At 61.9% G+C, this 25,859-nt stretch carries 19 protein-coding genes; 6 read left to right on the top strand and 13 right to left on the bottom strand.

All coding sequences use genetic code 11. The annotated features are described in order from the left end of the window. Positions 1-74: 74 nt before the first annotated feature. The gene (locus tag M5B99_RS08275; protein ID WP_248803573.1) at positions 75-1,565 is read right to left on the bottom strand and encodes an aldehyde dehydrogenase family protein; all 1,491 of its coding nucleotides are present in this window, start codon (positions 1,563-1,565) and stop codon (positions 75-77) included. Between the two features lie 164 nt (positions 1,566-1,729). Here M5B99_RS08275 and M5B99_RS08270 point away from each other — a divergent pair, with 164 nt between their 5' ends. The 4 genes from M5B99_RS08270 to M5B99_RS08255 all read left to right on the top strand — a co-directional run bounded on the left by M5B99_RS08270 (position 1,730) and on the right by M5B99_RS08255 (position 5,824). Further along, positions 1,730-2,635, top strand: coding sequence for a LysR family transcriptional regulator (locus tag M5B99_RS08270; protein WP_248796055.1), 906 nt, complete (start codon positions 1,730-1,732; stop codon positions 2,633-2,635). A gap of 293 nt (positions 2,636-2,928) precedes the next feature. Then, positions 2,929-4,128, top strand: a complete 1,200-nt coding sequence (pncB, locus tag M5B99_RS08265; protein ID WP_248803572.1) for a nicotinate phosphoribosyltransferase — start codon at positions 2,929-2,931, stop codon at positions 4,126-4,128. A 59-nt stretch (positions 4,129-4,187) separates the two neighbouring features. After that, entirely contained in the window at positions 4,188-5,015 is an 828-nt protein-coding gene (gene nadE, locus M5B99_RS08260; RefSeq protein ID WP_248803571.1) for an ammonia-dependent NAD(+) synthetase, read from the top strand. Positions 5,016-5,128: 113 nt separating this feature from the next. After that, the gene (locus M5B99_RS08255; RefSeq protein WP_248803570.1) at positions 5,129-5,824 is read left to right on the top strand and encodes a hypothetical protein; all 696 of its coding nucleotides are present in this window, start codon (positions 5,129-5,131) and stop codon (positions 5,822-5,824) included. Between the two features lie 27 nt (positions 5,825-5,851). On the opposite strand, the gene azu is transcribed toward M5B99_RS08255, so the two are convergent. Beyond that, complete coding sequence (gene azu, locus M5B99_RS08250) at positions 5,852-6,298, bottom strand: azurin (protein WP_248803569.1); 447 nt, start codon at positions 6,296-6,298, stop codon at positions 5,852-5,854. Positions 6,299-6,718: 420 nt separating this feature from the next. On the opposite strand from azu, the gene M5B99_RS08245 reads away from it, so the two are divergent. Further along, positions 6,719-6,895 carry a hypothetical protein gene (locus tag M5B99_RS08245; protein WP_248803568.1) on the top strand — a complete coding sequence of 59 codons (177 nt, stop codon included), beginning with the start codon at positions 6,719-6,721 and terminating at the stop codon, positions 6,893-6,895. Positions 6,896-7,121: 226 nt separating this feature from the next. Here M5B99_RS08245 and M5B99_RS08240 read toward each other — a convergent pair whose 3' ends face one another. The 6 genes from M5B99_RS08240 to M5B99_RS08215 form a co-directional block, all read right to left on the bottom strand. Continuing rightward, positions 7,122-8,033, bottom strand: a complete 912-nt coding sequence (locus M5B99_RS08240; RefSeq protein WP_248803567.1) for a transglutaminase family protein — start codon at positions 8,031-8,033, stop codon at positions 7,122-7,124. Further along, positions 8,033-10,519: a circularly permuted type 2 ATP-grasp protein gene (locus M5B99_RS08235; RefSeq protein ID WP_248803566.1), complete on the bottom strand. Its 2,487-nt coding sequence runs from the start codon at positions 10,517-10,519 to the stop codon at positions 8,033-8,035. Before M5B99_RS08235 ends, M5B99_RS08240 begins: the two co-directional genes overlap by 1 nt. Positions 10,520-10,606: 87 nt before the next feature. Next, positions 10,607-13,882 carry a DUF2126 domain-containing protein gene (locus M5B99_RS08230; RefSeq protein ID WP_248803565.1) on the bottom strand — a complete coding sequence of 1,092 codons (3,276 nt, stop codon included), beginning with the start codon at positions 13,880-13,882 and terminating at the stop codon, positions 10,607-10,609. Positions 13,883-14,061: 179 nt separating this feature from the next. Next, a complete protein-coding gene (locus M5B99_RS08225; RefSeq protein ID WP_248803564.1) occupies positions 14,062-14,523 on the bottom strand; it encodes a hypothetical protein in 462 nt (153 codons plus the stop codon). Continuing rightward, positions 14,523-15,443, bottom strand: a complete 921-nt coding sequence (locus tag M5B99_RS08220) for an NAD synthetase (RefSeq protein WP_248803563.1) — start codon at positions 15,441-15,443, stop codon at positions 14,523-14,525. Before M5B99_RS08220 ends, M5B99_RS08225 begins: the two co-directional genes overlap by 1 nt. A gap of 345 nt (positions 15,444-15,788) precedes the next feature. Continuing rightward, on the bottom strand, positions 15,789-18,092 hold the full coding sequence (locus M5B99_RS08215) for a YgiQ family radical SAM protein (RefSeq protein WP_248803562.1): 2,304 nt from the start codon (positions 18,090-18,092) through the stop codon (positions 15,789-15,791). A 187-nt stretch (positions 18,093-18,279) separates the two neighbouring features. On the opposite strand from M5B99_RS08215, the gene M5B99_RS08210 reads away from it, so the two are divergent. After that, a complete protein-coding gene (locus M5B99_RS08210; protein ID WP_248803561.1) occupies positions 18,280-21,981 on the top strand; it encodes a dermonecrotic toxin domain-containing protein in 3,702 nt (1,233 codons plus the stop codon). 29 nt (positions 21,982-22,010) lie between these two features. Here the strand turns inward: M5B99_RS08210 and dnaB are convergent, their stop codons facing one another. The 5 genes from dnaB to rpsF form a co-directional block, all read right to left on the bottom strand. Beyond that, positions 22,011-23,408, bottom strand: coding sequence for a replicative DNA helicase (gene dnaB, locus M5B99_RS08205; RefSeq protein ID WP_103495657.1), 1,398 nt, complete (start codon positions 23,406-23,408; stop codon positions 22,011-22,013). Between the two features lie 127 nt (positions 23,409-23,535). Continuing rightward, positions 23,536-23,982 carry a 50S ribosomal protein L9 gene (rplI, locus tag M5B99_RS08200; protein WP_017125059.1) on the bottom strand — a complete coding sequence of 149 codons (447 nt, stop codon included), beginning with the start codon at positions 23,980-23,982 and terminating at the stop codon, positions 23,536-23,538. A gap of 19 nt (positions 23,983-24,001) precedes the next feature. Continuing rightward, complete coding sequence (locus M5B99_RS08195) at positions 24,002-24,904, bottom strand: hypothetical protein (RefSeq protein ID WP_248803560.1); 903 nt, start codon at positions 24,902-24,904, stop codon at positions 24,002-24,004. A 36-nt stretch (positions 24,905-24,940) separates the two neighbouring features. After that, positions 24,941-25,171 (bottom strand): 30S ribosomal protein S18, encoded by a 231-nt coding sequence (rpsR, locus tag M5B99_RS08190; RefSeq protein ID WP_002551829.1) that lies wholly within the window; start codon positions 25,169-25,171, stop codon positions 24,941-24,943. Between the two features lie 28 nt (positions 25,172-25,199). Next, entirely contained in the window at positions 25,200-25,622 is a 423-nt protein-coding gene (gene rpsF / locus M5B99_RS08185) for a 30S ribosomal protein S6 (protein WP_040063859.1), read from the bottom strand. Between the last annotated feature and the right edge of the window lie 237 nt (positions 25,623-25,859).

Below are 25,859 nucleotides of genomic sequence, written 5' to 3'. Positions count from 1 at the left end.
TACCGATTTCAGGGCCGCTTCGCGCCCCAACGGGGGCAAGCCCCCTCGCCACAGGGACCTGCCTCGCACCTTCGTTAATCGAAGGTAATGCCCTGGGCCAGCGGCAACTCCAGCGAGTAGTTCACAGTATTGGTCTGGCGGCGCATGTAACCGCGCCAGGCGTCCGAACCCGACTCGCGACCGCCACCGGTTTCCTTCTCGCCGCCGAAGGCGCCGCCGATTTCCGCACCGCTCGGGCCGATGTTGACGTTGGCAATGCCGCAGTCGCTGCCCACCGCCGACATGAACTGTTCAGCCTCACGGACATCGGTAGTGAAGATGCACGAAGACAGGCCTTGTGGCACCGCATTGTTCAAACGCAAGGCTTCGGCGAATTCGTTGTAACCGATCACATAGAGGATCGGGGCAAAGGTTTCGTGGCAGACCACTTCGCTCTGCTCCGGCATCTCGACGATGGCCGGCGACACGTAATAGGCATTCGGGAATTTTTCCTGCAACTGGCGCTCGCCGCCGAACACCCGACCACCCTCGCTCAGGGCCTGCTCCAGGGCGTCCTGCATGTTCTCGAAACTCTGCTTGTCGATCAGCGGACCGACCAGGTTGCCTTCCAGCGGATGGCCGATACGCACCTTGGAATAGGCGGCTTTCAAGCGAGTGACAATCTCCGCCTTGACCGATTCATGGGCAATCAGCCGGCGCAAGGTGGTGCAACGCTGGCCGGCGGTCCCGACGGCGCTGAACAGGATCGCCCGTACCGCCATGTCCAGGTCGGCGCTTGGGCCAAGGATCATCGCGTTGTTACCGCCCAGTTCCAGAATGCTGCGGGCAAAGCGCGCGGCCACTTTCGGCGCCACTTCGCGGCCCATGCGGGTGCTGCCGGTGGCGCTGATCAGCGCCACACGCGGGTCATCGACCAGGGCGGCACCGGCGTCGCGGCCACCGATGATCACCTGGCTCAGGTACTCGGGGGCATCGCTGAAGTTTTTCACCACGCGTTCGAACAGGGCCTGGCAGGCCAGCGCGGTCAGCGGGGTTTTTTCCGAAGGTTTCCAGATCACCGCGTTGCCGCAGACCAGCGCCAGGGCGGTGTTCCAGGCCCAGACCGCGACCGGGAAGTTGAAGGCGCTGATAACGCCGACCACCCCCAGCGGATGCCAGGACTCACGCATATGGTGGCCCGGACGCTCGGATGCGATGGTCAAGCCGTACAGCTGGCGCGACAGGCCCACGGCGAAGTCACAGATATCGATCATTTCCTGCACTTCACCCAGGCCTTCCTGAGTGATCTTGCCGGCTTCCCAGGAGACCAGCTCACCGAGGTCGGCCTTGTATTCACGCAACACTTCGCCGAACTGGCGCACCAGTTCGCCACGACGCGGGGCCGGCACCTTGCGCCAGGCGTCGAAGGCGTGCTCGGCACGGCTGACCTGCTGCTCGACCTCGGCCGGGCCTTCCCAGTTCACGCCGGCGATGCGGCTGCCGTCGATCGGCGAATGCACGGGCTGTTTGCCCTGTTGGTACAGCGCCGGGTTCACACCAAGACGGTCAAGCAATGCGGCAACCATGGGGGTTACTCCTGTAGGCGAAAAACGGAAAGCTTCAGTCGAAAACAACACGACAATTCAGACCTTCAGTTGTAGCGGCCTTCAGCTTTGCCAACAAACGACGATTAGGCGAGATATCATTCCATTTATTCATGCAGCGCAAGACACAAGTAAAAGGCCCGTCCATGCTGAATAAAAGATACCTGCCTTCGATTACGGCCCTGCAATGCTTCGAGGCCGTCACCCGGCATCTGAGCTTCACCCGCGCGGCTGAAGAGCTGAACCTGACCCAGAGCGCCGTGAGCAAACAGGTCGCACAGCTGGAAGAGCTGTTGCAGCACCTGCTGTTTCGCCGGGTACGGCGACGCCTGCAACTGACCCCGGCCGGCGACCTGTACCTGGTGGAAGTCCGAAAAATCCTGACCCAGGTGGAGATGTCGACCCACTACCTGCGTTCCTATGGCGGTGAAACCGAAGTCCTGCGGGTGTCCACGCCCTCGACCTTCGGCGCCCGCTGGCTGGTGCCGCGACTCAAGGGCTGGCGCCTGCGTCACCCGCATATCCACCTGGACCTGTGCAACGAACAGGAGGCCGACGACCTGCTGCAGGGTCGTAGCGACCTGGCGTTCTATTTCGGCCAGGGTTCGCGTCCGGGCACCGAGTGCGTGAGGCTGTTCGGCGAAGAGCTGGTGGCGGTGTGTGCGCCGGCCTGCCTGCCGGAGCAACCGTTCAGCGATCCGACGCAGTTGAGCGAACTGGTCCTGCTGCAGAACGCCTCGCGCCCCCAGGCCTGGCACGACTGGTTCGACAGCCAGGGCTATCACACCGAGCACAGTTACCACGGGCCGCGCTTCGAGACCTTCTATATGTGCATCCGCGCCGCCCAGGTCGGCTGCGGCGTGGCCTTGCTGCCCAGGTTCCTGGTGGAAGAGGAACTGATGGAGGGCAAGCTGGTGCTCGCCTGGCCCCATGCGATGCCCAACCACGACGCCTATTACCTGGCGTATCCGGAACACTCGGCGGAAGTGCCGAAGGTGCGGGATTTCGTATCCTGGATGCTGGAGCAGCTTGGTCCTCTCACTCACAGCTGATCCCTTGTGGCGAGCGGGCTTGCCCGCGCTGGGCTGCGAAGCGGCCCTAGAACCTGTGAATCCGGTGTATCAGGCAGACTGAGATAGCCTGTTTTGCGACTGCTGCGCAGTCGAACGCGGGCAAGCCCGCTCGCCACAGAGAACCTGTGGGAGCGGAGCTTGCCCGCGAAGGGGCCGGCACCTACAACAAAAATTGCTGGTAAAACGGCCTGCGGATATGCGCCACTAGCGATCTTCATTCAAGAACTGCCAGGACGCCGATGCAACGCGCGACCGGCATGGAGATTCCCCTTATGAGCGATAAGGCCTTTGGCGATCGCATTGTGCAGAACCTGCTGGACACCGACTTCTACAAGCTGACCATGATGCAGGCGGTGTTGCACAACTACCCCAACGTCGAAGTCGAATGGGATTTCCGCTGCCGCAACAGCGAAGACCTGCGTCCGTACCTGGCGGAAATCCGCTACCAGATCGAACGCCTCGCCGAACTGAGCCTGAGCGCCGACCAACTGGGCTTCCTGGAGCGCATCAGCTTCCTCAAGCCGGACTTCCTGCGCTTCCTCGGCCTGTTCCGCTTCAACCTGCGCTACGTCCACACCGGGATCGAGAACGGTGAGCTGTTCATCCGCCTGCGCGGCCCGTGGCTGCATGTGATCCTGTTCGAAGTGCCGCTGCTGGCCATCGTCAGCGAAGTGCGCAACCGCTATCGCTATCAGGAAACCCTGCTGAGCCAGGCTCGCGAACAGCTCTATCGCAAGTTCGACTGGCTCAGCGCCAACGCCGCCGCCGAGGAACTGTCCGAGCTGCAGGTCGCCGACTTCGGCACCCGCCGACGTTTCTCCTACCGGGTCCAGGAAGAAGTGGTCAGCGTGCTCAAGCACGACTTCCCCGGGCGCTTCGTCGGCACCAGCAACGTGCACCTGGCCCGCGAGTTCGACATGAAACCCCTGGGTACCATGGCCCACGAGTGGATCATGGCCCACCAGCAACTCGGCCCGCGCCTGATCGACAGCCAGATCGCCGCGCTCGACTGCTGGGTTCGCGAATACCGTGGCCTGCTCGGCATCGCCCTGACCGACTGCATCACCACCGACGCTTTCCTCAAGGATTTCGACCTGTACTTCGCCAAGCTCTTCGACGGTTTGCGCCACGACTCCGGCGACCCGGTGATCTGGGCCGAAAAATGCATCAATCGTTATCACCAGCTGGGCATCGACCCAATGAGCAAGACCCTGGTCTTCTCCGACAGCCTGAACCTGCCCAAGGCCCTGGAGATATTCCGCGCGCTGCGCGGTCGGATCAATGTCAGCTTCGGCATCGGTACCAACCTCACCTGCGACATCGAGGGGGTGGAACCGATGAGCATCGTGCTTAAAATGACCGCCTGCAACGGCCAACCCGTGGCGAAAATCTCCGACGAGCCGGGCAAGGCCCAGTGCAAGGACCCGAACTTCGTGGCCTACCTGCGTCATGTATTCCAGGTCAACGGCTAGAGATTCGCCCAGTGGTACCGATCAACCTGTTCCAGACCCCATCCCGCAAGGAGTGAATCATGCAAGCCGTACAGCGCCAGATTGCTGAACAGCTCAAGGTCCAGCCACCGTTCGCCGACCAGGCCGCGCTCGAAGCCGAAGTGGCGCGGCGGATCACCTTTATCCAGGATTGCCTGCTGAACTCAGGGCTCAAGACGCTGGTGCTGGGCATCAGCGGCGGCGTCGACTCGCTGACCGCCGGCCTGCTGGCCCAGCGCGCCATGCGTGAGCTGCGCGAGCGCAGCGGCAACCAGGATTACCGCTTCATCGCGGTGCGTTTGCCCTACGAAACCCAGTTCGACGAACACGAAGCCCAGGCGTCGGTGGACTTTATCGCCCCCGACGAGCGCCACACGGTGAACATCGGCCCGGCAGTGAAATCCCTGGCCAGCGAAGTCGCGGCCTTCGAAGGCCAGGCCGCGGTGTCGCGGGACTTCGTCCTCGGCAACACCAAGGCGCGCATGCGCATGGTCGCGCAGTACACCATCGCCGGGGCCGCCCATGGCCTGGTGATCGGTACCGACCACGCGGCAGAAGCGGTGATGGGCTTTTTCACCAAATTCGGTGACGGTGCCTGTGACCTGGCCCCCTTGAGCGGGCTGGTGAAAAACCAGGTCCGGGCCATCGCCCGGCACTTCGGCGCGCCGGAGTTCCTGGTGGAAAAAGTACCGACCGCCGACCTCGAGGACCTGGCCCCGGGCAAACCCGACGAAGCCTCCCACGGCGTCACCTATACCGAGATCGACGCCTTCCTGCACGGCGAGCCGGTACGCCAGGAAGCTTTCGATATCATTTGTCGGACGTACGAAAAAACCCAGCACAAACGTGAGATGCCATTTGCGCCGTGATTTATTCGGCGGGAATGTCGTAGGAAGCGTCTATTTTTCCGCGTAACACTTGAGACAGCATCGGTCACTGGGCAGTCTTCGCCGCATCTTGTTGTTGGCAGGGACCCCACCCGATGTTGCTCAATCGCAAATACCCGAAGTTGCAAGCGCAACCCGTGCTCCGATCCCCCTGGTCCTTTCCGTTGCTTGGCGCCCTCGGGATCATCTGTTGGGTCGCCACTGCCGCCAGCCCCGCCGACAAGCCTGCCGCCGGCCAACCCAGTGCCGCGTATTTTTTGCTGATCGCTCAGATGCCGGCGCAAACCGCCTTGCAGGCCAACGCACACTACATCCCGAAAGCCAACCAGGCCGGCTGCCCGTATCAGCCCACGGTGCTGCACTTCAATACCGCGCTCGGGCAAACGCCCCACAGCACCGACTTCAAGGTGCCCCTGGGCTATGAACTGCCTGACTGCAAACTGTATCTGAGTGAAGTGAGCTTCGAGACCGAGGCGCTGTACGGACCTGACGACCTGAATCGCAGCATCACCCATAGCGGCTCGATTGCCGTGCGCGACAACCTGCGCCCGGGTGTGTCGGGTTTTCCAAGTTCGGGGGAAAAACACTATGAGGGTTTGTGCGATTGGGAGATCACCGACCCCGATGCCCTCTTCGGACCGGGCCAGGTACTCACTTGCCACGCGCTGGATGATCAGGGACGGGTGATCAGCGGCAATCGCAAACCCTCCAAGCTCGGCGGAACCCTGAGCCTGGAGGATCTGCAAGGCAAACGTATCCGCCTGGATCTCAAGATGAAGGAGCAACCCTGATTACCGGGATCAGGGTCGCGGTGCGGGTTACTTGAGCTTGACCTCGCCCTTCATCATCGAGTTGTGGCCTGGGAACGAACAGAAGAACACGTAACTCTCTCCAGCGGCCAGTTTCGACACATCGAAGGTGACCGAATCCTTTTCGCCGGCACCGATGATCTTGGTGTGGGCGATGACCCGGGTGTCGCCATCCTTCAGGTAGTTCTTGTCGATCCCGGCGGCCATGCCGTCGGTTGCGATCCCAGGCATGTCGGCGGCCTTGCTCAGCACCCAGTTATGGCCCATGACGTTCTTCGGCAGGCTGCCGGAATGACTCAGGTTCACAGTAAAGGTCTTGCAGCTCTTGTCGATGCTGATTTCCTTGACGGTGTAGGACATCTGATCGGTGGAGTCGATATCGACCTTGCATTCGGCGGCAAGCAACTGGCCACTGGCGAGGGCCAACAGGGATACCGCGACAACTTTGGCGAACATGGTGAATCTCCAAGGCAGTGTATGAAAATCAGGGAATCAAATGGGAAGACTGCCCGAAATCAAGAGCAGCCTCTCTGATCTGAATCAAGAAATTGTATACAATCCTAAGCTATCGCTTCGATGGATACAATCAACCAGCCAGACGAACCAGCCGCCTCTAACATTAGGACATTCTCACGCAACGGAGCGTCTAAAATGTCTATCAACAGCCTGCTGCAAAGCTTGCTCGCCGCCTACGCCTGTGGTGCCAGCGGTACCTTTGAAAGGCCTACGCGCGAGGTTTAATCCTTGGAGAGTCGCCGGCCAACCTTTACTCTGGGGTCAGGCCTGTCGTGAAGAACCATTGTTTCGTGTGCTGCGCCACGAACACAGGCAGAATACGCGCCGCTCAACCTCACCTTCGACCCCAGAGGATCGCCCATGGCCAAACCCAATTACTCCTTTGCCAAACGTCAGCGCGACCTGGCCAAAGAGCAGAAGAAAGAGGAAAAGCTGCAACGCAAGAAAACCACCGCCGAAGAAGAGGCCGCGGCCTTGTTGAATCCGCAAGCGGAAAACGAAGAAAGCGAGGCGCAGGATCCGACGCCGAACGCCTGATCGACTGATTGCACCGAAACCCGTGGGAACGGAGCTTGCGCGCGAAGCTGGTGGCTTCCTCACGGGCCTCTTCGCGGGCAAGCTCCGCTCCCACAGGTGTTTTGTGTCGCGCCGCTAATCTGTAATCAGACGCGGACACTGTGGGAGCGGTGCTTGCCCGCGAAGCTTTGGGCGGTCTTGCAGGCCCCATCGCCGGCAAGCCGGCTCCCACAGGGTTGTGTTCGGCTTAGCCAACCGGCCGCCCCACCTCGCCCATCGGCATCACCGTTACCCGCACTTCCGGGTCATGGCTGCCACCTCCCAGGATCACCCCGCGCAACGGCGACACATCAGAGAAATCCCGGCCCCAGGCCAGGGTGATGTGCTCCAGGGCCGGCTGCACATTGTTGGTCGGATCGAAATCCACCCAGCCCGACACCGGACAGAACACCGACACCCAGGCATGCGACGCATCGGCGCCGATCAGGCGCGGCTGGCCGGGCGGTGGCTGGGTCAGCAGGTAACCGCTGACATAACGCGCCGCCAGGCCCCGCGAGCGCAGGCAGGCGAGCATCAGGTGGGCGAAATCCTGGCAGACCCCGCGTCGCCGCTCCAGCACCTCCACCAACGGCGTGGCGACCTGGGTCGCTTCGGCATCGAAGGTAAACTCGCTGAAAATCTTCTCCATCAGCGCCTGGACACCTGCCAGCAACGGGCGCCCGAGCGGGAAGCAGCTCTCGGAAAACTCGACGAAGCTTTTCTTCAGGTGCACGTAAGGCGATTCGAAGCGATAACGGCAGGCCTCGAGAATTTCCGGATTCAATACCTGACCGCTATAGGTCAGGGCACTGCGCGTGTCATCCCAAGCCGCGGACAAATTGAAATCCACCACCGGCCGCGCCAGCACCTCGACACTCAGCCAGGCATTGACCAGCAGCTCGTCATGGGGCCGCTCGAACGCCAGGCGGGTCAACGGATTGCCGAACACATCGAGCTCATCCCGGCGACTGGTCGGCTCGGGGCTGATCTTCAACATCTGCTCGCTGCACACTTGCCAGGCACAGGCTCGCGGCCACAGGTGGGCGAGCTGCTGGGCCAGGGATACCGGGCTGTCGTAGTGATAATGGGTATCGTGGAAAATCTGGTAGAGGGCACTCATCACACGGACACCGTTTGCTGGCTGACATCGTCGACATGGGCAAAATGCCGCAAGGCCAGGCGATCGGAGACCTGGCCGCTGGCGTCGGCGATTTCCTGCAACAGGTCGGCCAGGCCGTCGAGCACGTCACGCACACCGATATCGCCAAATAGGGCGCTTTCCAGGTTGCCGAGATCGAAACGTCCCAGGCGCTCGACCAACTGGCTCAGTCCCAACTCCCGCGGGACACCGAAGTCATCGTTCAAACGGCGCAAGGTGCGGCTCACCAGCTTCAGCTGGAACAGCACCGCATGGGGGTTCTGCTCATCCAGCAGCAGCAGGTCGAGCACCGGGATCAGTTGCGGCACCGCCAGGTAGCGCGAGCGGTAGGTGATGCTGCTGTTGCCCAGCTCCAGCAGCCAGGCCAGCCCGGCTTGATCGAACACGGCGATGCCGCGCAGGAAGGCGGCCAGGCTGCCACTGAGAAACTGCAGGCGCTCGATGCGCCGGCCGATCATCAGGAAGCGCCAGCCCTCGTCGCGAGTCATGTCGTCCAGGGCAAAGCCGGACAAGGCCGCCAGGGACATCACCAGGCGGTTGAGGAAATCCAGCAGCTCGCCGAAGTTCGGGTCTTCGCTTTCCAGGCTCAGGGCTTCGCGTTGCAGTTCCACCAGCGCCTGCCAGTTTTCCCGTGACAGCTTGCCGCGCACCTGGGACGCCGCCCACTGCAAGCGCTGCAGGTTGGAGCGCAGGCTGAACGGCCAGTCATCACCGAGCAGGGCCGCCAGCAGGCGCTCGGGCAACTCGCCCTCGTCCGGCAGCAGCATCAGGTTTTCGCCGAGTTCCACCGCCGCCCGCAAGGCCTGGGGATCGTCGCCGTCGACGTAACGCGCGAGCATGATCCGCAACAAGCGCGCACTGTCGTCGCAACGCTCGCAGTAGCGACCGAACCAGAACAGGTTTTCCACCACCCGCGACGGCAGGTAGGGATCGCGCCGCACCAGGTCGCGGACCCCGAGGGAACGCTGGGTGCGCCAATGCTCGCCGCTGGGCATGCGCTCGCTGAGCACCCAGGTGTCCTTGCTCGCGCCGCCGCGCTGCATCGACACCACCTCGGCGTCGGCCTCCGCCGCCACCCGTGTCAGGCCGCCGGGCAGTACCCGATAACCGTCGGCGCTGGCAACGGCATACACCCGCATACCGATGGCCCGGGGTTGCAGGCCGCCCTCCTCGGCTTGCCAGATCGGTGCCTGGGACAACTGCGCCAGCTCCTGGGCGACATAGGCGTAAGGCCGGGCGCGCATGCGCTCGGCCAGGGCCTGGCGTTGCTCGTCATCAAGGTCACGGCCGAACACCGGGACAAAACTCTGCGACGGAAACGCCGGCTTGATCAGCAGTTCCGGCAGTTTTTCCAGGGCCTGGGCCAGCACCGGCGGCTCGCCGCACCACCAGGTGGCGATGGACGGCAGGAGCAAATCCTCGCCGAACAGGTGCTGGTTGATCTTCGGCAGGAAGCCCAGCAGGCCGGGCGACTCCAGCACGCCGCTCCCCAGGGCATTGGCCACCAGCACCCGGCCCTGGCGCACCGCCTCCAGCAAGCCGGGCACGCCCAGGGCCGAGTCGGTGCGCAGTTCCAGCGGATCGCAGAAGTCGTCGTCGAGCCGGCGCATGATCGCATGCACCCGCTGCAAGCCGCTCAGGGTCTTGAGGTAGACCGTGGCGTCGCGCACCGTCAGGTCGCCGCCTTCCACCAGCGGGTAGCCCAACTGGCGCGCCAGGTAGAGGTGTTCGAAATAGCTTTCGTTGAAACGACCCGGCGTCAGCAACACCACCAGCGGCGCTTCGGTATCGCTGGGTGCCTGGCGCACCAGGGTTTCCTGCAGGGTGCGGAAGAACCCGGCCAGGTGATGCACCCGCAGGTCGCGGTACAAGTCGGGGAAGGCCCGCGACACAATGGTGCGGTTTTCCAGGGCATAACCGGCCCCGGACGGCGCCTGGGTCCGATCCGCCGTGACCCACCAGCGCCCGTCGGGCGTGCGCGCCAGGTCCACGGCGAACAGGTGCAGGAAGGTTCCGGCCGGCGCCTGGATGCCCTGGCAGGGCCAGAGGAAATTGTTGTGGCCAAAGACCAGCTCGGCAGGTAGCAGGCCGTCGCGAATCAGGGTCTGCGGGCCATACAGATCGGCCAGCACCGCATTCAGCAGGCGCGCGCGCTGGGCGATACCCGCCGCCACCCGCTGCCATTCGTCGGCGGGGATGATATGCGGCAGCAGGTCGAGTTCCCACGGCCGGTCGGCGCCCTTGGGATCGGCGTAGACGTTGTAAGTCACGCCGTTTTCCTGGATCTGCCGGGCCAGCAAGGCCTGGCGCTGGGCCAGTTGTGCAGGCGTGCTGCGCTGCAACTGCTCGAGCAGCGGCCGCCAATGCGCACGCACGGCGCCGCCGTCGTCCAGCAGTTCGTGATAGGTCCCCGGTGTCAGCGGGTAGCGGTCAAGCAGGTCGGGCATGGAAAGCTCGGCAGACGGCAAGGGCAATCAGGTTAACGCAGACAGATGACGCACGGATACGCGAAAACTCCGTGCGCCCTGTCAGCTTTATGTGTGTCGCAGGTCCAATGTCATCGGCAGTTCGTCGTTGATCTTCAACGGCGGGATCGGCAGTGTGCCGGGACTGTGGCCGAGGCGGAAGAACCGCGCCATGCGCCGGCTTTCCGCTTCGTTGGCGTTCACCGGCAAGGTCTCGTAGTTGCGCCCGCCCGGGTGGGCGACATGGTACTGGCAACCACCGAGGGAGCGATGCATCCAGGTGTCGAGCAGGTCGAACACCAGCGGCGCGTGCACCGGGATGGTTGGTTGCAGACAGTTGGCCGGCTGCCAGGCGCGATAACGCACGCCGGCGACAAATTCGCCGACCCGCCCGGTGGGTTGCAGCGGGACCGCCACGCCATTGCAGGTCAACAGGTAGCGTTGCGGCGCCAGGCCGTTCAGCTTGACCTGCAGGCGTTCCAGGGACGAATCCACGTAGCGCACCGTTCCGCCGACCGCGCCCTCCTCGCCCAGCACATGCCAGGGCTCGAGGGCCTGGCGCACTTCCAGCTCAATGCCGTTGACCGCGTAGTCACCGACTTTCGGAAAGCGGAACTCCAGATGCGCGGCGAACCATTCGGCGCGCAGGGGATAACCGGCGGCGTTGAGGTCGACGATCACATCGGCGAAGTCCTGCTCGATAAAGTGCGGCAGCAGGAAGCGGTCGTGCAGCTCGGTGCCCCAGCGCGCCAGCTTGGGCGGTGCATAAGGCTCGCGCCAGAACCGCGCCACCAGCGCCCGCAGCAACAGTTGCTGGGTCAGGCTCATGCGCGCATGGGGCGGCATTTCAAAGGCGCGCAGTTCCAGCAGGCCAAGGCGCCCCGTGGCGCCGTCCGGCGAATAGAGTTTATCGATGCAGAACTCGGCCCGGTGAGTGTTGCCGGTCACGTCGATCAGCAGGTTGCGCAACAGGCGGTCCACCAACCAGGGCGGACATTCCTCGCCCGGCTGCGGCATCTGCGCGAAGGCGATTTCCAGTTCGTACAGCGAGTCGTTGCGCGCTTCGTCCACCCGCGGGGCCTGGGAGGTCGGGCCGATAAACAGCCCGGAGAACAGGTAGGACAACGACGGGTGGTTATGCCAGTAGCTGATCAGGCTGCGCAGCAGGTCCGGCCGCCGCAGGAACGGCGAGTCCGCCGGCGTCGCGCCGCCAAGAACGAAATGGTTACCGCCGCCGGTGCCGGTATGGCGCCCGTCGATCATGAATTTCTCGGTGGTCAGGCGGGTCTGGCGCGCCTCCTCGTAGAGGAACTCGGTGCGCTCGACCAACTCGTCCCAGCTGGCGGACGGCTGCACATTGACCTCGATCACGCCCGGGTCCGGGGTGATCCGGAAATTCGCCAGGCGCGCATCGTGGGGCGGCTCGTAGCCTTCCAGCAATACCGGGCAATGCAGCTCTTCGGCGGTGGCTTCAATGGCGCTGACCAGTTCCAGATAGTCTTCGACCCGCTCCAACGGCGGCATGAACAGATACAAGCGCCCGCCCCGTGCTTCGGCGCACAAGGCGGTGCGAGTCAGCCAGGCGGCCGACTCGTCGATCTTCGGCACCCGCTCTTCGCTGACCGCCGGCTCGCCATGGACCTTGAGGGCAGCGGTATTCGGCAACTCGGGCAAATCCTGGTTCGGATCGGTGGGGTGCACGAAGGGATATTCCGCTGCCGTCACCCACGGCTGCGAGGCCAGCGGCAGACGGTAACCCAGCGGCGAATCCCCCGGCACCAGTCGGCAATGGCTGTCCCGCTGGTACCAGCGCCCGCTCTGCCAGCGATCATTGGCGGCGGTGCGGGCCAGCGGCAGGACCTGGCCGATGACCTTGTCCAGGCCCTGGGAGAACACCTTGCGCAGGCGCGCGCGTTCCAGTTCGTCATCCAGCCGTGGATCGGTGGCCGTGACGTTGATCGGCAACTGCCCCTCGCGCCACAGGTAGTAGAAATTGTCCTCGTAGGCCGGGAAGACAAAGCGCGCCGGCAGTTTCAGGCGCTCGGCGACACTCGCCAGGAAACGCCCGGCCGTTTCGCCGTCGGCACCGTAGTCTTGCAGCTCGTCGGCGATCAGCGCGCTGTTGTGCCAGATCGGCACACCGTCGCGGCGCCAGTAGCTATTGAGCGACCAGCGCGGCAACTGCTCGCCCGGGTACCACTTGCCCTGGCCGAAATGCACCAGGCCTTGCGGGGCATAACGCTTGCGCATGCGCTGGAACAGCTCGGCGGACAGCCGACGCTTGTCCGGGCCCAGGGCGGCGGTGTTCCACTCGGCGCCGTCCGGGTCGTCGATAGAGACGAAGGTCGGCTCGCCGCCCATGGTCAGGCGCACATCGCCTTCGAGCAGGTCGGCGTCGATCTGCCGGCCCAGGGCCTGGATCGCCAGCCATTGTTCCTCGGTGTAGGGCTTGGTGACGCGCGGCGCCTCCCAGATCCGCTCCACGGACATTTCATGGCTGAACTCGCACTCGCAAGGTTCCACCAGACCGCTGATCGGCGCCGCTGACGACGGATCGGGGCTGCAGGCCAACGGAATATGCCCTTCCCCGGCGAACAGTCCGGAAGTGGCGTCCAGGCCGATCCAGCCGGCACCCGGCAGATAGACTTCGCACCAGGCGTGCAGGTCGGTGAAGTCGACCTCGGTGCCGGACGGGCCGTCGAGGGCTTTCACGTCGGCGGTGAGCTGGATCAGGTAGCCGGAGACAAAGCGCGCCGCCAACCCCAGGTGACGCAGCAGCTGCACCAGCAGCCAGGCCGAGTCGCGGCAGGAGCCGGAGGCATTGACGAGGGTCTGCTCGGGCGTCTGCACGCCGGGCTCCATGCGGATCAGGTAGCCGATGTCTTCGCTCAGGCGCTGGTTGAGGGCCACCAGGAAGTCCACGCTGGGCAACGGCGTGCGGTCGATGCCGTCCAGGTAGGCCTGGAACCTGGGCGTCAGCGGCAGCTTTTCCAGATAGGGCGACAGCTCGTGTTTTTCATCGGCGGCGTAGGTAAACGGGATCTTCTCCGCGTAGGGCTCAAGGAAAAAGTCGAACGGATTGAACACCGCCATCTCGGCGACCAGGTCGACCTCGATGCGCAGTTCCTTGGTTTTTTCCGGGAACACCAGCCGCGCCAGGTAGTTGCCCTGGGGATCCTGTTGCCAGTTGATGAAATGCTGCTCGGGCTGGACCTTCAGCGCATAGGACAGAATCCGCGTGCGACTGTGGGGCGCCGGACGCAGGCGAACGATCTGCGGACCGAGCTCGATGGCGCGTTCATAGCGGTAATGCGTGACATGGTGCAATGCGACATGGATCGACACGGCGTGCCTCCTGCGAGCCTGGGCTTGAACCGACGCGCGCAAGACTTATGCCACTTGGCCAAGTCCTGCGCTTTCGGCGTGAGTCGTGCTCGCTCAGCTAAGCACAGCACCAGAATGGCGCCAGCCTGAGGGCGTAGTGCAGAGAGTCGCACAGAAACGGGGCGAATGGTCGAGCGCCGTTATCGGCGGGTTTTTCGCCGGGTCTCCAGGGCATTTTTCAGGGCTTCGCGCTGGTGGCGAATGTCGACGAGCTTGCTGCGCATCTCGCGGTGGCGCTTGCTGTTGAGCAACAGCAGACCCAGTAGCGGAAACAGCACAGCCAGTGCATAGATGACTTTATGCGGATGATCCTCGATGGTCGGCAATACGCCCAACAGGCATACAACCAGCACCCCGACCAGCCCCCAAACCCACTGCGGCCTGCCACGCACCACCATGAAATTGCAGTGCACCACGACCAGGGTGATCGCCGCGCCCCCCAGTACCGACCAGGTCGCTTGCTCGCCGAGTGAGGCCCCGGCGAAATAGGAGGCTGCCACCAACGGAATAGCACAGGCCAATGAAAACAGGGCCGCGAAAATGCCGCCGATAAAGGTCGGGAAATAACGCGATAGAAAACGCGGCAGACTCAGGTCGTCCATCACTCCTCCAGCTCTTCGTACAAACCGACGGCAATGGTTTTGACATTGCCCGACAAACTGCTGCCGAGCAGGCCAATCGACGCGCTCAGGGAGTCCTTGATCTGGGTAACCGTGGCGTGTTTCAGCTGGGTCGGGGTGAAGCGCTTGGGCAACTCTCCCGCCAACTGCTTGAGTTTGAGCATCTTCGGTGTCAGCCGCGGATCGTTGATGCTGAGCAACTCTTTGGTCAATTTCGACCTTTCCTGGCGCGTCAGTCCGCGCAGCACTTCACGCAGGCTTTTACCGGTCGTGGCCTTGGCCACCTTCACCAGTTTTATGGTGGTCAGGGTCGAAGCTCCTACACCCAGCAGAGAGGCAGCGTCCAGGCCGATCGAGGCGTATTGGTACCATTCTTCACTGTCCAGCTTATCGTTGAGCGCTGGATTGACCACTTCCGCCACCGTTCGGATGCTCCCGGCGAAACACTGCACCGAACTGGCAGCCGCAGCGGTATACCCCAGGACCACTACCACCGAACTTGCCCCGGCACTGAAGGGAACCGCAACCGAGCCACTGAGCACGACAATCCAGCCCAATACCGCTCCGGTGCAGGACAAGGTGGTATTGATCGCTTCTCCGACCAGACGTGACTCACGTGGGTTGTCCTGCACCTGCTGGGCGAACTGCACCGGCGCAATGTACTTCTGCGCCTCGCGCAGGATGATGCGCTTGGGCTTGATGCTGCAGATCGGCTGGAACTCGCGCAGGGTCACGACATTGAAGTCGGCATCGATATAGACCACCCCGGCCCCGACGATGCCAGGGTCAGCGTCAATCGCCGCAAAGAGTCGCGGCAAGTTGATCTGGCTCTCGATACGTTGGCGAGCGAGAAATTGCGAGGGGCTGGAATCCATGCCGATGCCAGGGAGCGGGTTGCTCACGGGTGTTCATCCTTGAGAAGACTTGCGTCGGGTGACGTGGGAATCGCGCCACCTTAACAAAGGACTCGGGGTCCCACTAGAACGCAAAAGGCCATCATTCAAGCGGTAATCAATCCCTTGCGGGAGCATGGCTTGTCGGAACGCCGCATCGCCGCGCTCGGCTGCGCAGCAGTCGCAAAACCGGCATCCTCGGCCGCCCGGATACACCGGGCTCGCCGGTTTCAGGGCCGCTTCGCAGCCCAGCGCGGGCAAGCCCGCTCGCCACAAATCTCAGTCCGGCTTGAGGTCGTTTTCAACCGGCGGGCATTGAGCCAAGCGCATCAGCCTGGGCAGTCCAGACTGTAATCAGCGTGGCACCACCGGCTTGCGGGTCGGCTTCTTGCCTTTGCCCTTGGCCGCGTCGGCACGCTCCTTGGCCGCCTGCTGGTTACGGGCAAACGCGGCGGCCTTGGCCTGTTCGCGCTTGTCCCAGGCATTGCCACCATCGCTGCCACGCGGCGGCAGGCCGGTGTGCTGGGTGAGGATCTTGGTGGTCGTGTCCTTCGCCACTTTGTGGCTGCCGGCCGGTGTCGAGTTCTTCCGGCGCGCGCTCTGGTAGCTGTCGGTCGCCGGCTGGTGCAGCGGGATCAACTGGTCCTTGCCCGGCCCGATCAGGTCGCCACGGCCCATGCGTTGCAAGGCCTCGCGCAGCATCGGCCAGCCCTTCGGATCGTGGTAGCGCAGGAACGCCTTGTGCAAGCGGCGCTGCTCCTCGCTCTTGACGATGGTCACCGCGTCGCTCTTGTAGGTGACCTTGCGCAGCGGGTTCTTGCCCGAGTGGTACATGGCCGTGGCGGTGGCCATCGGCGACGGGTAGAACGCCTGCACCTGGTCGGCGCGGAAACCGTTGCCCTTGAGCCACAGCGCCAGGTTCATCATGTCTTCGTCGGTGGTGCCCGGGTGCGCGGCAATGAAGTACGGAATCAGGTACTGCTCTTTCCCGGCTTCCTTGGAGTACTTCTCGAACATGCGCTTGAACTTGTCATAGCTGCCGATGCCCGGCTTCATCATCTGGTTGAGCGGACCTTCCTCGGTATGCTCCGGGGCGATCTTCAGGTAACCGCCGACGTGGTGGGTCACCAGTTCCTTGACGTACTCCGGCGACTCGACCGCGAGGTCGTAGCGCAGGCCGGAAGCGATCAGGATCTTCTTCACCCCCGGCAAGGCACGGGCACTGCGATAGAGCTGGATCAGCGACGAGTGGTCGGTGTTCAGGTTCGGGCAGATACCCGGGAACACGCACGACGGCTTGCGGCACGCGGATTCGATTTCCGGGCTCTTGCAGGCGATGCGGTACATGTTCGCGGTCGGCCCGCCGAGGTCGGAAATCACCCCGGTAAAGCCCGGCACCTTGTCGCGGATCTCTTCGATCTCGCGAATGATCGACTCTTCGGAACGGTTCTGGATGATCCGCCCTTCGTGCTCGGTGATGGAGCAGAAGGTACAGCCGCCGAAGCAGCCGCGCATGATGTTCACCGAGAAACGGATCATCTCGTAAGCCGGGATCTTCTCCTTGCCGTACACCGGGTGCGGGACGCGCTGATAAGGCATGCCGAACACGTAGTCCATTTCTTCGGTTGTCATCGGAATGGGCGGCGGGTTGAACCAGACGTCCACATCACCATGCTTCTGCACCAGCGCACGGGCGTTGCCCGGGTTGGTTTCCAGGTGCAATACGCGGTTGGCGTGGGCATACAGCACCGCATCGCCACGGACCTTTTCCACCGACGGTAGGCGGATCACGGTCTTGTCGCGGGTCATGCGCGGGCTGGCCAGGATCTGCACGACCTTGGCTTCCTGCGGATCTTCAACCGGCCCCTTCTCCTGCTCGATGGCGCAGGCCTGGGTGTCCTGGGTGTTCACGTAGGGGTTGATGATCTTGTCGACCTTGCCCGGCCGGTCGATGCGCGTGGAGTCGACTTCGTACCAGCCCGCCGGCGTGTCGCGGCGAATGAAGGCGGTGCCGCGGACATCGGTGATGTCCTCGATCTTGTGCCCGTAGGACAGGCGCTGGGCGACTTCGACAATCGCCCGCTCGGCGTTGCCGTAGAGCAGGATGTCAGCGCTGGCGTCGATCAGGATCGAGTTGCGCACACGGTCCTGCCAGTAGTCGTAGTGGGCGATCCGGCGCAGCGAGGCCTCGATGCCGCCGAGCACGATCGGCACATGCTTGTAGGCTTCCTTGCAGCGCTGGCTGTAGACCAGGCTGGCGCGATCCGGCCGCTTGCCGGCCAGACCGCCCGGCGTGTAGGCGTCGTCGGAGCGGATTTTCTTGTCGGCGGTGTAGCGGTTGATCATCGAGTCCATGTTGCCGGCCGCGACCCCGAAGAACAGGTTCGGCTCACCGAGCTTCATGAAGTCGTCCTTGGACTGCCAGTTCGGCTGGGCAATGATCCCGACGCGGAAGCCCTGGGACTCCAGCAGTCGGCCGATGATCGCCATGCCGAAGGACGGATGGTCAACGTAGGCATCACCGGTGACGATGATGATGTCGCAGGAATCCCAGCCAAGCTGATCCATCTCTTCCCGGCTCATGGGCAGGAAGGGCGCGGGCCCGAAACATTCGGCCCAGTACTTGGGATAGTCAAATAACGGCTTGGCTGCTTGCATGGCGATGACCGGTGTCGAGATGAAAATTCGCGGGCGCGGAATATAGCACAAATTTTGATCAAGTCCGACGATAACAGTTGGTTTTACCCTGGCCAATCTCCCACATGCCGGCCGACAACTATCTAGTGCAGCCGTACAACCGCCTTGTCGTTAGCTGGTTCTTCAAAAAACCAGCAAGGCGACCACCATGACGACAGCTCCTCCCGCAACCCCAAACGACCTGACTCATTTCACGCTCATCAAGGATCATTTGCCCTCATGGCTGATCGATGCCCCCCAGGCACAACGCAGCGCCTTGCGCCAAAGCCTGATCGCCAGTTGCCATTCCCGGCACGACGTTCAGCAGGTGCTGGCAAAACTGCAATCTCCCGAGCAATTCATCAGGCCGTTGCTGGAACAGGCCATCGTTTTCAACTTCCGACTCACCCTGGATGTCGAGCAGGCAACCTTCGTTCATGTACGCAAAAACGGCTATTTCTTCGGATTGATATCGGTTCAGGGCGAGACCACCGAGCAAACGCTCTTATCCGCCGCCGTGAGCAACTTCGACCAATCGCTCACCAGCGCCGACACCTTCGGGGCGGGCTCGGGGATCTACTCGGCGCCCAGAGCCCGAGGCAGCAGAACCCACATCAAACCCGAAGAGTTCGCCCTGGTCTGCCGCAGCCTCGACTTCGGCAGCCTTTACCAGGCCCACCTGCGCGCCATTCTCCAGCCCCCCGCGCAAGCGGATGCCGAGCAGGCGCGCAGCACCCAGGACGTACTGATAAAAGCTTACACAGACGCCTTTGCCGTGACGATACATCTGGCCGGGATCAAGGGTGACATCTCAACAGCCGACTACCGGGTCCTGCTCAATGCGCTGAGCCACAGCCATGTCGTCAGGTATGGCACCCACCCCTACTCGCGGCTCAAATTCCTCGGCCTGGACATCAGCGAGGTGCTGGTCATCGGACTCGACGCCGAAGATGGGACGCATCCCTGCATCGTCTACATACCGCAGGATCCGATCAATCCCTTGGCCCGCTACGACTCACTCAAGGATTTCGAAGATGAGTTAAGCATCAGACTGCTGTCACACAGCTATGCGCAGTTCTTTTCGCGATTCCTTCCGAGCAGTGATCATGAAACACCGCTCAAGCAGATTATCAAACGTGCCTTGTGGCAAAAATGGAGAGCAAAGCCGGCGGTTCCGTCGCCTGATTCATTTTTGCTGACGCTACACCCCGTGAAAGGCAACGTATTCAAAAGCCTGCACGAGCAGCGCGTCCGACAGATCGAACGTCATGGGCGGGAAGCGGCCCCCCCTACATCGGATATCGACACCCAAGCCCGTCAACACCTACTGCAGGCATACGAAAGGGCCGGCCTGAGCACATTGGCCCTGGCAGTGTCGTTCATACCGCTGATCGGCGAGGTCCTGTTGGTCTCCAGCGGGGTACAACTGATCACTGAGGTGTATCAGGGGTTCGATGCCTGGAGACGCGATGAGAAGGTTGAAGCGCTCAACGACCTGATGGACATCGCCGAGCAGGTGGCGCTCATGGGAGCCAATGTGGGTGCCATCAAGACAGGCCGGTTCGTCAACTCGCTGATTCGCGTCGAGCCCTCGACCGGTACGTCCTTTTTGTGGAAGCCGGACCTGCTGCCCTATCGCCAAACCCTTGAACTGCCCGAAGCGCTGAGCGTCGATGAACAGGGCCTGTACGAATACCAGGACAGGCACTACCTGTCACTCGACGATCAACTCTATGAGGTGAGTGCGACTGGCGATCCCCGCGCGTGGTCCCTTCGACACCCCTCCGACCCACGGGCATATTCACCCCCCTTGCTACAAAACGGCGCCGGGGCCTGGCGTTCCGCACATGAAAAACCACAAGACTGGGATGACTTGAAGCGGCTAAAACGGTTGGGGCCGATTGCATCAGGCCTCCAGCACGAGGATCTGGCGCCGATCCTGCACGCCAGCGCCACCGATTCGAAGCTGTTGCTTCAACTTCATCTCGATAACCAAGCACCGCCGGCACAATTGCTCGATACCTTGAAACGCTTCCGGCTCGACCGGCAAATCCAGCGTCAGCGCCTTCTGGGAAGCCCCCCCGACACCGGCAGCACTAGCCCTTCGGTGATCCCCGAGCCGAACGCATCGCAACACTTCGAGGCGCTGTATCGAAACAGCGAACACGTCGAAGGTCCTCTGCGCGAACAGATCCGGCAGGATCTGCCGAACTTACCCAAAAGCTATGTGCAAGCCTTGGAGAAATCCATCGCTCCCGCCGAAGAACAACAAATCCTCAAGCAGAAAAATTTGCCGCCCTATCTGAAAGACGAAGCCGAGCTTTCAATGCAGCATGTGGACACCGCTCGACTTTATGAAGGTCTTTATCTACCCACGGCATTCAATCCGGCCTCGGACCAACTGGCGCTTCACACCCTTGAAGCGCTACCTGGCTGGTCCGGCGACGTTCGCCTGGAACTGTATGCAAACTCGCTGGCCGAGCCCCCTCTGGGGAGCGTCGGGAACGCCGCCGCAACGACCATCAGACGCCTGCTGCGTGAAGGCTCTCGCTATCGGGTCTACGCTGCCGACGGCCGGCAGACCCTGGCGCCGAGCGATCTCTACTCGGCCATCCGACAAGCCCTGCCCGACACCGAACTCGACAACCTGGGCGTCATGGGCCCGGATCGAGACATGGCCCTCAAGCAAGTACTGATCCGCAAGATCACACAGTTGACAACTTCGCCAGTGGTCGTACGCCAGATCCCAACGCATGCGCCCTCCACGCCTTACCGCCCGGGTATCGCGCTGGATACTCACTTCGCGTTGAAAACACCCCGGCGCGACCTGACCCCGATAAACGACGGGCTCTATCGGGATACCTTTTCCCGCCACTACATCCAGGAGGAAGGTCGCTATTACCAAGTCGAGTCTTCAGATCTTGGCTGGAAACTGATCGACGCCCGCAATCCTTTCCGCTGTTATCGCCCGGTGCTGCGGCAAAAGGCCGGCCGCTGGGAAATCAACACTGAGATCGGCTTGAAAGGCGGAACTCCGGGCCCGGGACAAAGCAAGATCGAGTTGGTGGAAAGCGAATCCGAAATGCTCTCGGCACATGAGTATGTCAGTCCGGACCCCTTCACCGCCGAAGACTTGCAGCGCATGAAAATCATCAAGTCCTACCAGCGCGCGCCCAACAGAATGGGGGACTATGACCGTGCCAATAATGGCCGCTATCCCCTGAGAGACCTGCTGGGCAATCCGCTGCGGATCAAAAAGATCCAGCACATGAGTGACGTTACCCACTCTGGAGTTCGCTACCCAGCCAAGGACATCCTGCCATATTTGAAATGGGAGGCCCACGAGGAGATCGCCAAGCTGTACGAGGAGAAGCTGCTACTGCGGGAGTTCACCGAGCAGGATGCCAAGTTCCCCCAGGAGCAAAGCATGATCGGCCAAGCCATGGTCGTGGCCAGAAGGCCGTTGAAAGCCGGGGAAGCCATCGGCGTGTATGGCGGTGGTTTCATTCCGTTTCACGTCAGCAATGCCCGCAAGGATCCGTTCGTGATCGAGATTATGCCCGGCCCCCGACCCGGCAGGCCGAAATGGGATCGCCTGATGCTGTCGGGCGACAACATTATTTCGCGAATCAATTCCATTTTCGAATATGAGGAAGACTTCCCGGTCCGGCAAGCCGTCAGCGGCTACAACGTCGAAGGCGCGGTGTTTCCCGTCGATGTCGATACCGGAAAAGGTCGCCTTCAGTCGTTCTGTCTGAATACGTTCTTTACCACCCGGGCTATTCCCGCCGATGAAGAACTGCGCTGGAACTATGGTTATACCGAAGCGGGAGTGCGTACCATATTCACCCCCCCTGAAGAGACACCGTGAACCTGAAGGCTGGCTGACGAAACGTTCGGTTACTCGTCGTCGTCGAAGTTGTAGCTACCCGGCGCCAGGTTCTCGAAACGCGTGTACTTGCCGATAAAGGCCAGGCGGATAAAGCCGATCGGACCGTTCCGCTGCTTGCCGATAATGATCTCGGCAATGCCCTTGTGCTCGGTCTCGGGGTGATAGACCTCATCCCGGTACACGAACATGATTACGTCGGCGTCCTGCTCGATCGCGCCGGATTCGCGCAAGTCGGAGTTCACCGGGCGCTTGTTCGGGCGCTGTTCCAGGGAGCGGTTGAGCTGGGACAGGGCCACCACCGGGCAGTTGAATTCCTTGGCCAGGGCCTTGAGGGACCGGGAAATCTCGGAAATCTCGTTGGTCCGGTTGTCGCCGCTGGAACCGGGGATCTGCATCAACTGCAGGTAGTCGATCATGATCAGGGCGATATCGCCGTGCTCGCGCACCAGACGCCGGGTCCGCGCGCGCATTTCCGACGGGCTGATACCGGCCGTATCGTCGATGAACAGCTTGCGGTCGTTGAGCAGGTTGACCGCCGAGGTCAACCGTGGCCAGTCGTCGTCTTCCAGGCGACCGGCGCGGACCTTGGTCTGGTCGATCCGCCCGAGCGAGGAGAGCATACGCATGATCAGCGATTCGCCGGGCATCTCCAGGGAGTACACCAGCACCGCCTTGTCGCTGCGCAGTACCGCGTTCTCCACCAGGTTCATGGCGAAGGTGGTCTTACCCATCGACGGACGGCCGGCGACGATGATCAGGTCGGACGGTTGCAGGCCGCTGGTCTTCTCGTCGAGGTCGGTGTAGCCGGTGGACAGGCCGGTGATGGCGTTGTCGGTATTGAACAACGTATCGATCCGGTCGATGGCCTTGGTCAGCAGGTCGTTGACGCTGACCGGGCCGCCGGTCTTGGGTCGCGCTTCGGCGATCTGGAAGATCTGCCGCTCGGCCTCGTCGAGAATCTCCGCTGCGGTACGCCCTTGCGGGTTGAACGCGGTGTCGGCGATTTCGGTGCTGATGCCGATCAACTGGCGCAGGGTCGCCCGCTCGCGAACGATCGCGGCATAGGCCTTGATGTTGGCCACCGACGGGATGTTCTTCGCCAGTTCCGTCAGATAGCCCAGGCCGCCGACCTGCGAGGTCTGCCCTTCCTTGTCCAACTGCTCGGCCAGGGTCACCACGTCGATCGGCATGTTCTGATCGGCCAGCTTGGCGATGGCGCGGAAGATCAGGCGGTGGTCATGTCGATAGAAGTCGCCGTCCGAGACTTGATCGAGCACGCGCTCCCAGGCGTTGTTGTCCAGCATCAGACCACCGAGCACGGCCTGTTCGGCCTCGATGGAATGCGGCGGTACTTTCAGCGCGGCAGTTTGCAGATCGTATTGCTCGGGAGCGGAGATATCGTTCATGGCCACTTGGAATCAGGGGGTTTGCAAAAGGACGTTGCCAAAAAAACAAAGGGCACGACCTGAATGAACAGAGTCGTGCCCGATGTTAACCGTCTGGCGCACAAGTCGCCAGACGATTGGGTACTGCTTAAGCAGCCACCACGACAACGCGTACGGTTGCTTCGACTTCGGCGTGCAGGTGCACGGCCACGTCGAATTCACCCACGTTGCGGATGGTGCCGTTCGGCAGACGTACTTCGCTTTTTGCCACTTCAACGCCGGAGGCGGTCAGGGCATCAGCGATGTCGTGGGTGCCGATCGAACCGAACAGCTTGCCTTCGTCACCGGCGGTGGCAGTGATGGTCACTTCCAGCTCAGCCAGTTGGGCGGCACGCGATTCAGCCGAAGCTTTCTTGTCTGCTGCGGCTTTTTCCAGCTCAGCACGACGCTCTTCGAACGCAGCCAGGTTGGCAGCGGTCGCAGCGGTGGCTTTGCCGAATGGCAGCAGGTAGTTACGACCGTAACCGGCCTTAACGTTTACCTTATCGCCCAGGTTGCCCAGGTTGGCGATTTTTTCCAGAAGGATCAGTTGCATGTGGAAATCCTCTTAACTTTTAACCTTCACCGTTCGCGGAACCGTTATCGGTATCTTTCGACGCCAGGCGTCCGCGAAAATCAATCAGGCTGTCGACAATGGCCAATACCATGAGCAACGGACCGAGCAAGTGCATGAATGGCACGAGCGTGACGTACAACCCCACCAGCCAGAAACTGGCCAGCTTCTTCTGCGCCACCAGCCCGTGAATCAGGGCCAGGCCGGCGAAGACCAGCGGAACACTGCACAGCGGCAACAGAATCAATGCATGCAGGCCGATAAACGGCGCGACAAACATGACGGCCAGCAGCGACAGCGCCACCTTCCTGGGGATCCGGATCGCGCGAAACTCGCGCCCGAAACCACCGGGGTTGTACAACAACGCTTGCCAATAGCGCCCAAGAATCAGGCACATCACACTAAAGACCTGCAGCGAGATCGCCGTCGAGGTGATCAACAGGGGCACGGCCAGTGACGCGAGGAACGCTCGCTGATCTACCGACAATTTGTGGTAGACCTCACCGAGGGCCAGCGGCACGACTTGTTCAAACGTCTGCGCCAACCCTTCGATGAAGGGACTGAAAATCGTCCCCAGACTCACCGCACATACCAACCCTACAGCCATGCTGACCAGCAGCACGCGGTTCCAGGAATAGCCGGCGCGTAAAACCAGCGCCAGGCTGCAAGACCCGAGCAGCACCAGAAGGGCCGTGGGGTCTTTCTGGATATCGAAGTGCCAGAACAGCAGCACCGACAATACACCCAGACCAATGACGCCAAGGGCGTCCGAACCGCGCCGCAGGAGCACAAGGCACCCGGCGGCGGCACTCAACCAGAACAACAGCGGCAATGCCGCAGATCCGGCCACGACGAGCATGGCCTGCATACGTCCCCGCATGATGAATCCAGCTAAGGCGCGCATGCATTCAATCCTTTACTGCGTGTCGACTGCCCGGTCTCAGCGGCCGTGGCTGTCGGTGTAGGCCAGCAGGGCCAGGAAGCGGGCGCGCTTGATAGCGGTGGCCAGCTGACGCTGATAACGAGCTTTGGTACCGGTGATACGGCTTGGAACGATTTTGCCGGTTTCGGATACGTAGGCTTTCAGGGTGTTGAGATCTTTGTAATCGATCTCTTTCACGTCTTCAGCGGTGAAGCGGCAGAATTTACGACGACGGAAGAAACGTGCCATGTAATTGGCTCCTCAAAAGGTCCGTGGATTACTCGTCAGCGTTATCGCTGGCGTCGCTGTCATCACCCTCAACGCCATCGGCGTCGGAGTGCTCAGGACGGTCGCGACGCTCACGGCGCTCACTGCGGTTTTCTTCAGCCTTGAGCATCTCGGACTGGCCGGTAACGGCTTCGTCGCGACGGATGACCAGGTTACGGATCACAGCATCGTTGTAGCGGAAGTTGTCTTCCAGCTCGGCCAGGGCCTTGCCAGTGCATTCAACGTTCAGCATCACGTAGTGAGCCTTGTGAACATTGTTGATTGCATAGGCCAGTTGACGACGGCCCCAATCTTCCAGACGGTGGATTTTGCCGCCGTCTTCTTCGATCAGCTTGGTGTAACGCTCTACCATGCCGCCGACTTGTTCGCTTTGATCCGGGTGGACCAAAAAGATGATTTCGTAATGACGCATGAATGCTCCTTACGGGTTGTAGCCTGCCGCTCAAAAACGGTCAGACAAGGAGTGAATGACACTTGTGTGTCTTGCCTGGAGTAGGCACAGATGCGCCAGCCATCACGGCAAGGGGCGCAATTGTAGAGAAGGGGGGCGAGGGGCGCAAGACAATTGGTGATTATTTGAACAGCCCCACCAGCCGATGCGCGCCTCCGTCCCTGTGGATGCCGGCAACCTTGTGGCGAGCGGGCTTGC

Origin of the sequence: Pseudomonas sp. MWU13-2100 (genome assembly GCF_023242365.1) — a bacterium.
GTDB lineage: Bacteria > Pseudomonadota > Gammaproteobacteria > Pseudomonadales > Pseudomonadaceae > Aquipseudomonas.
Note: the sequence above shows the minus strand (reverse complement) of the source record. Positions and strands in the feature narration are given on the sequence as shown.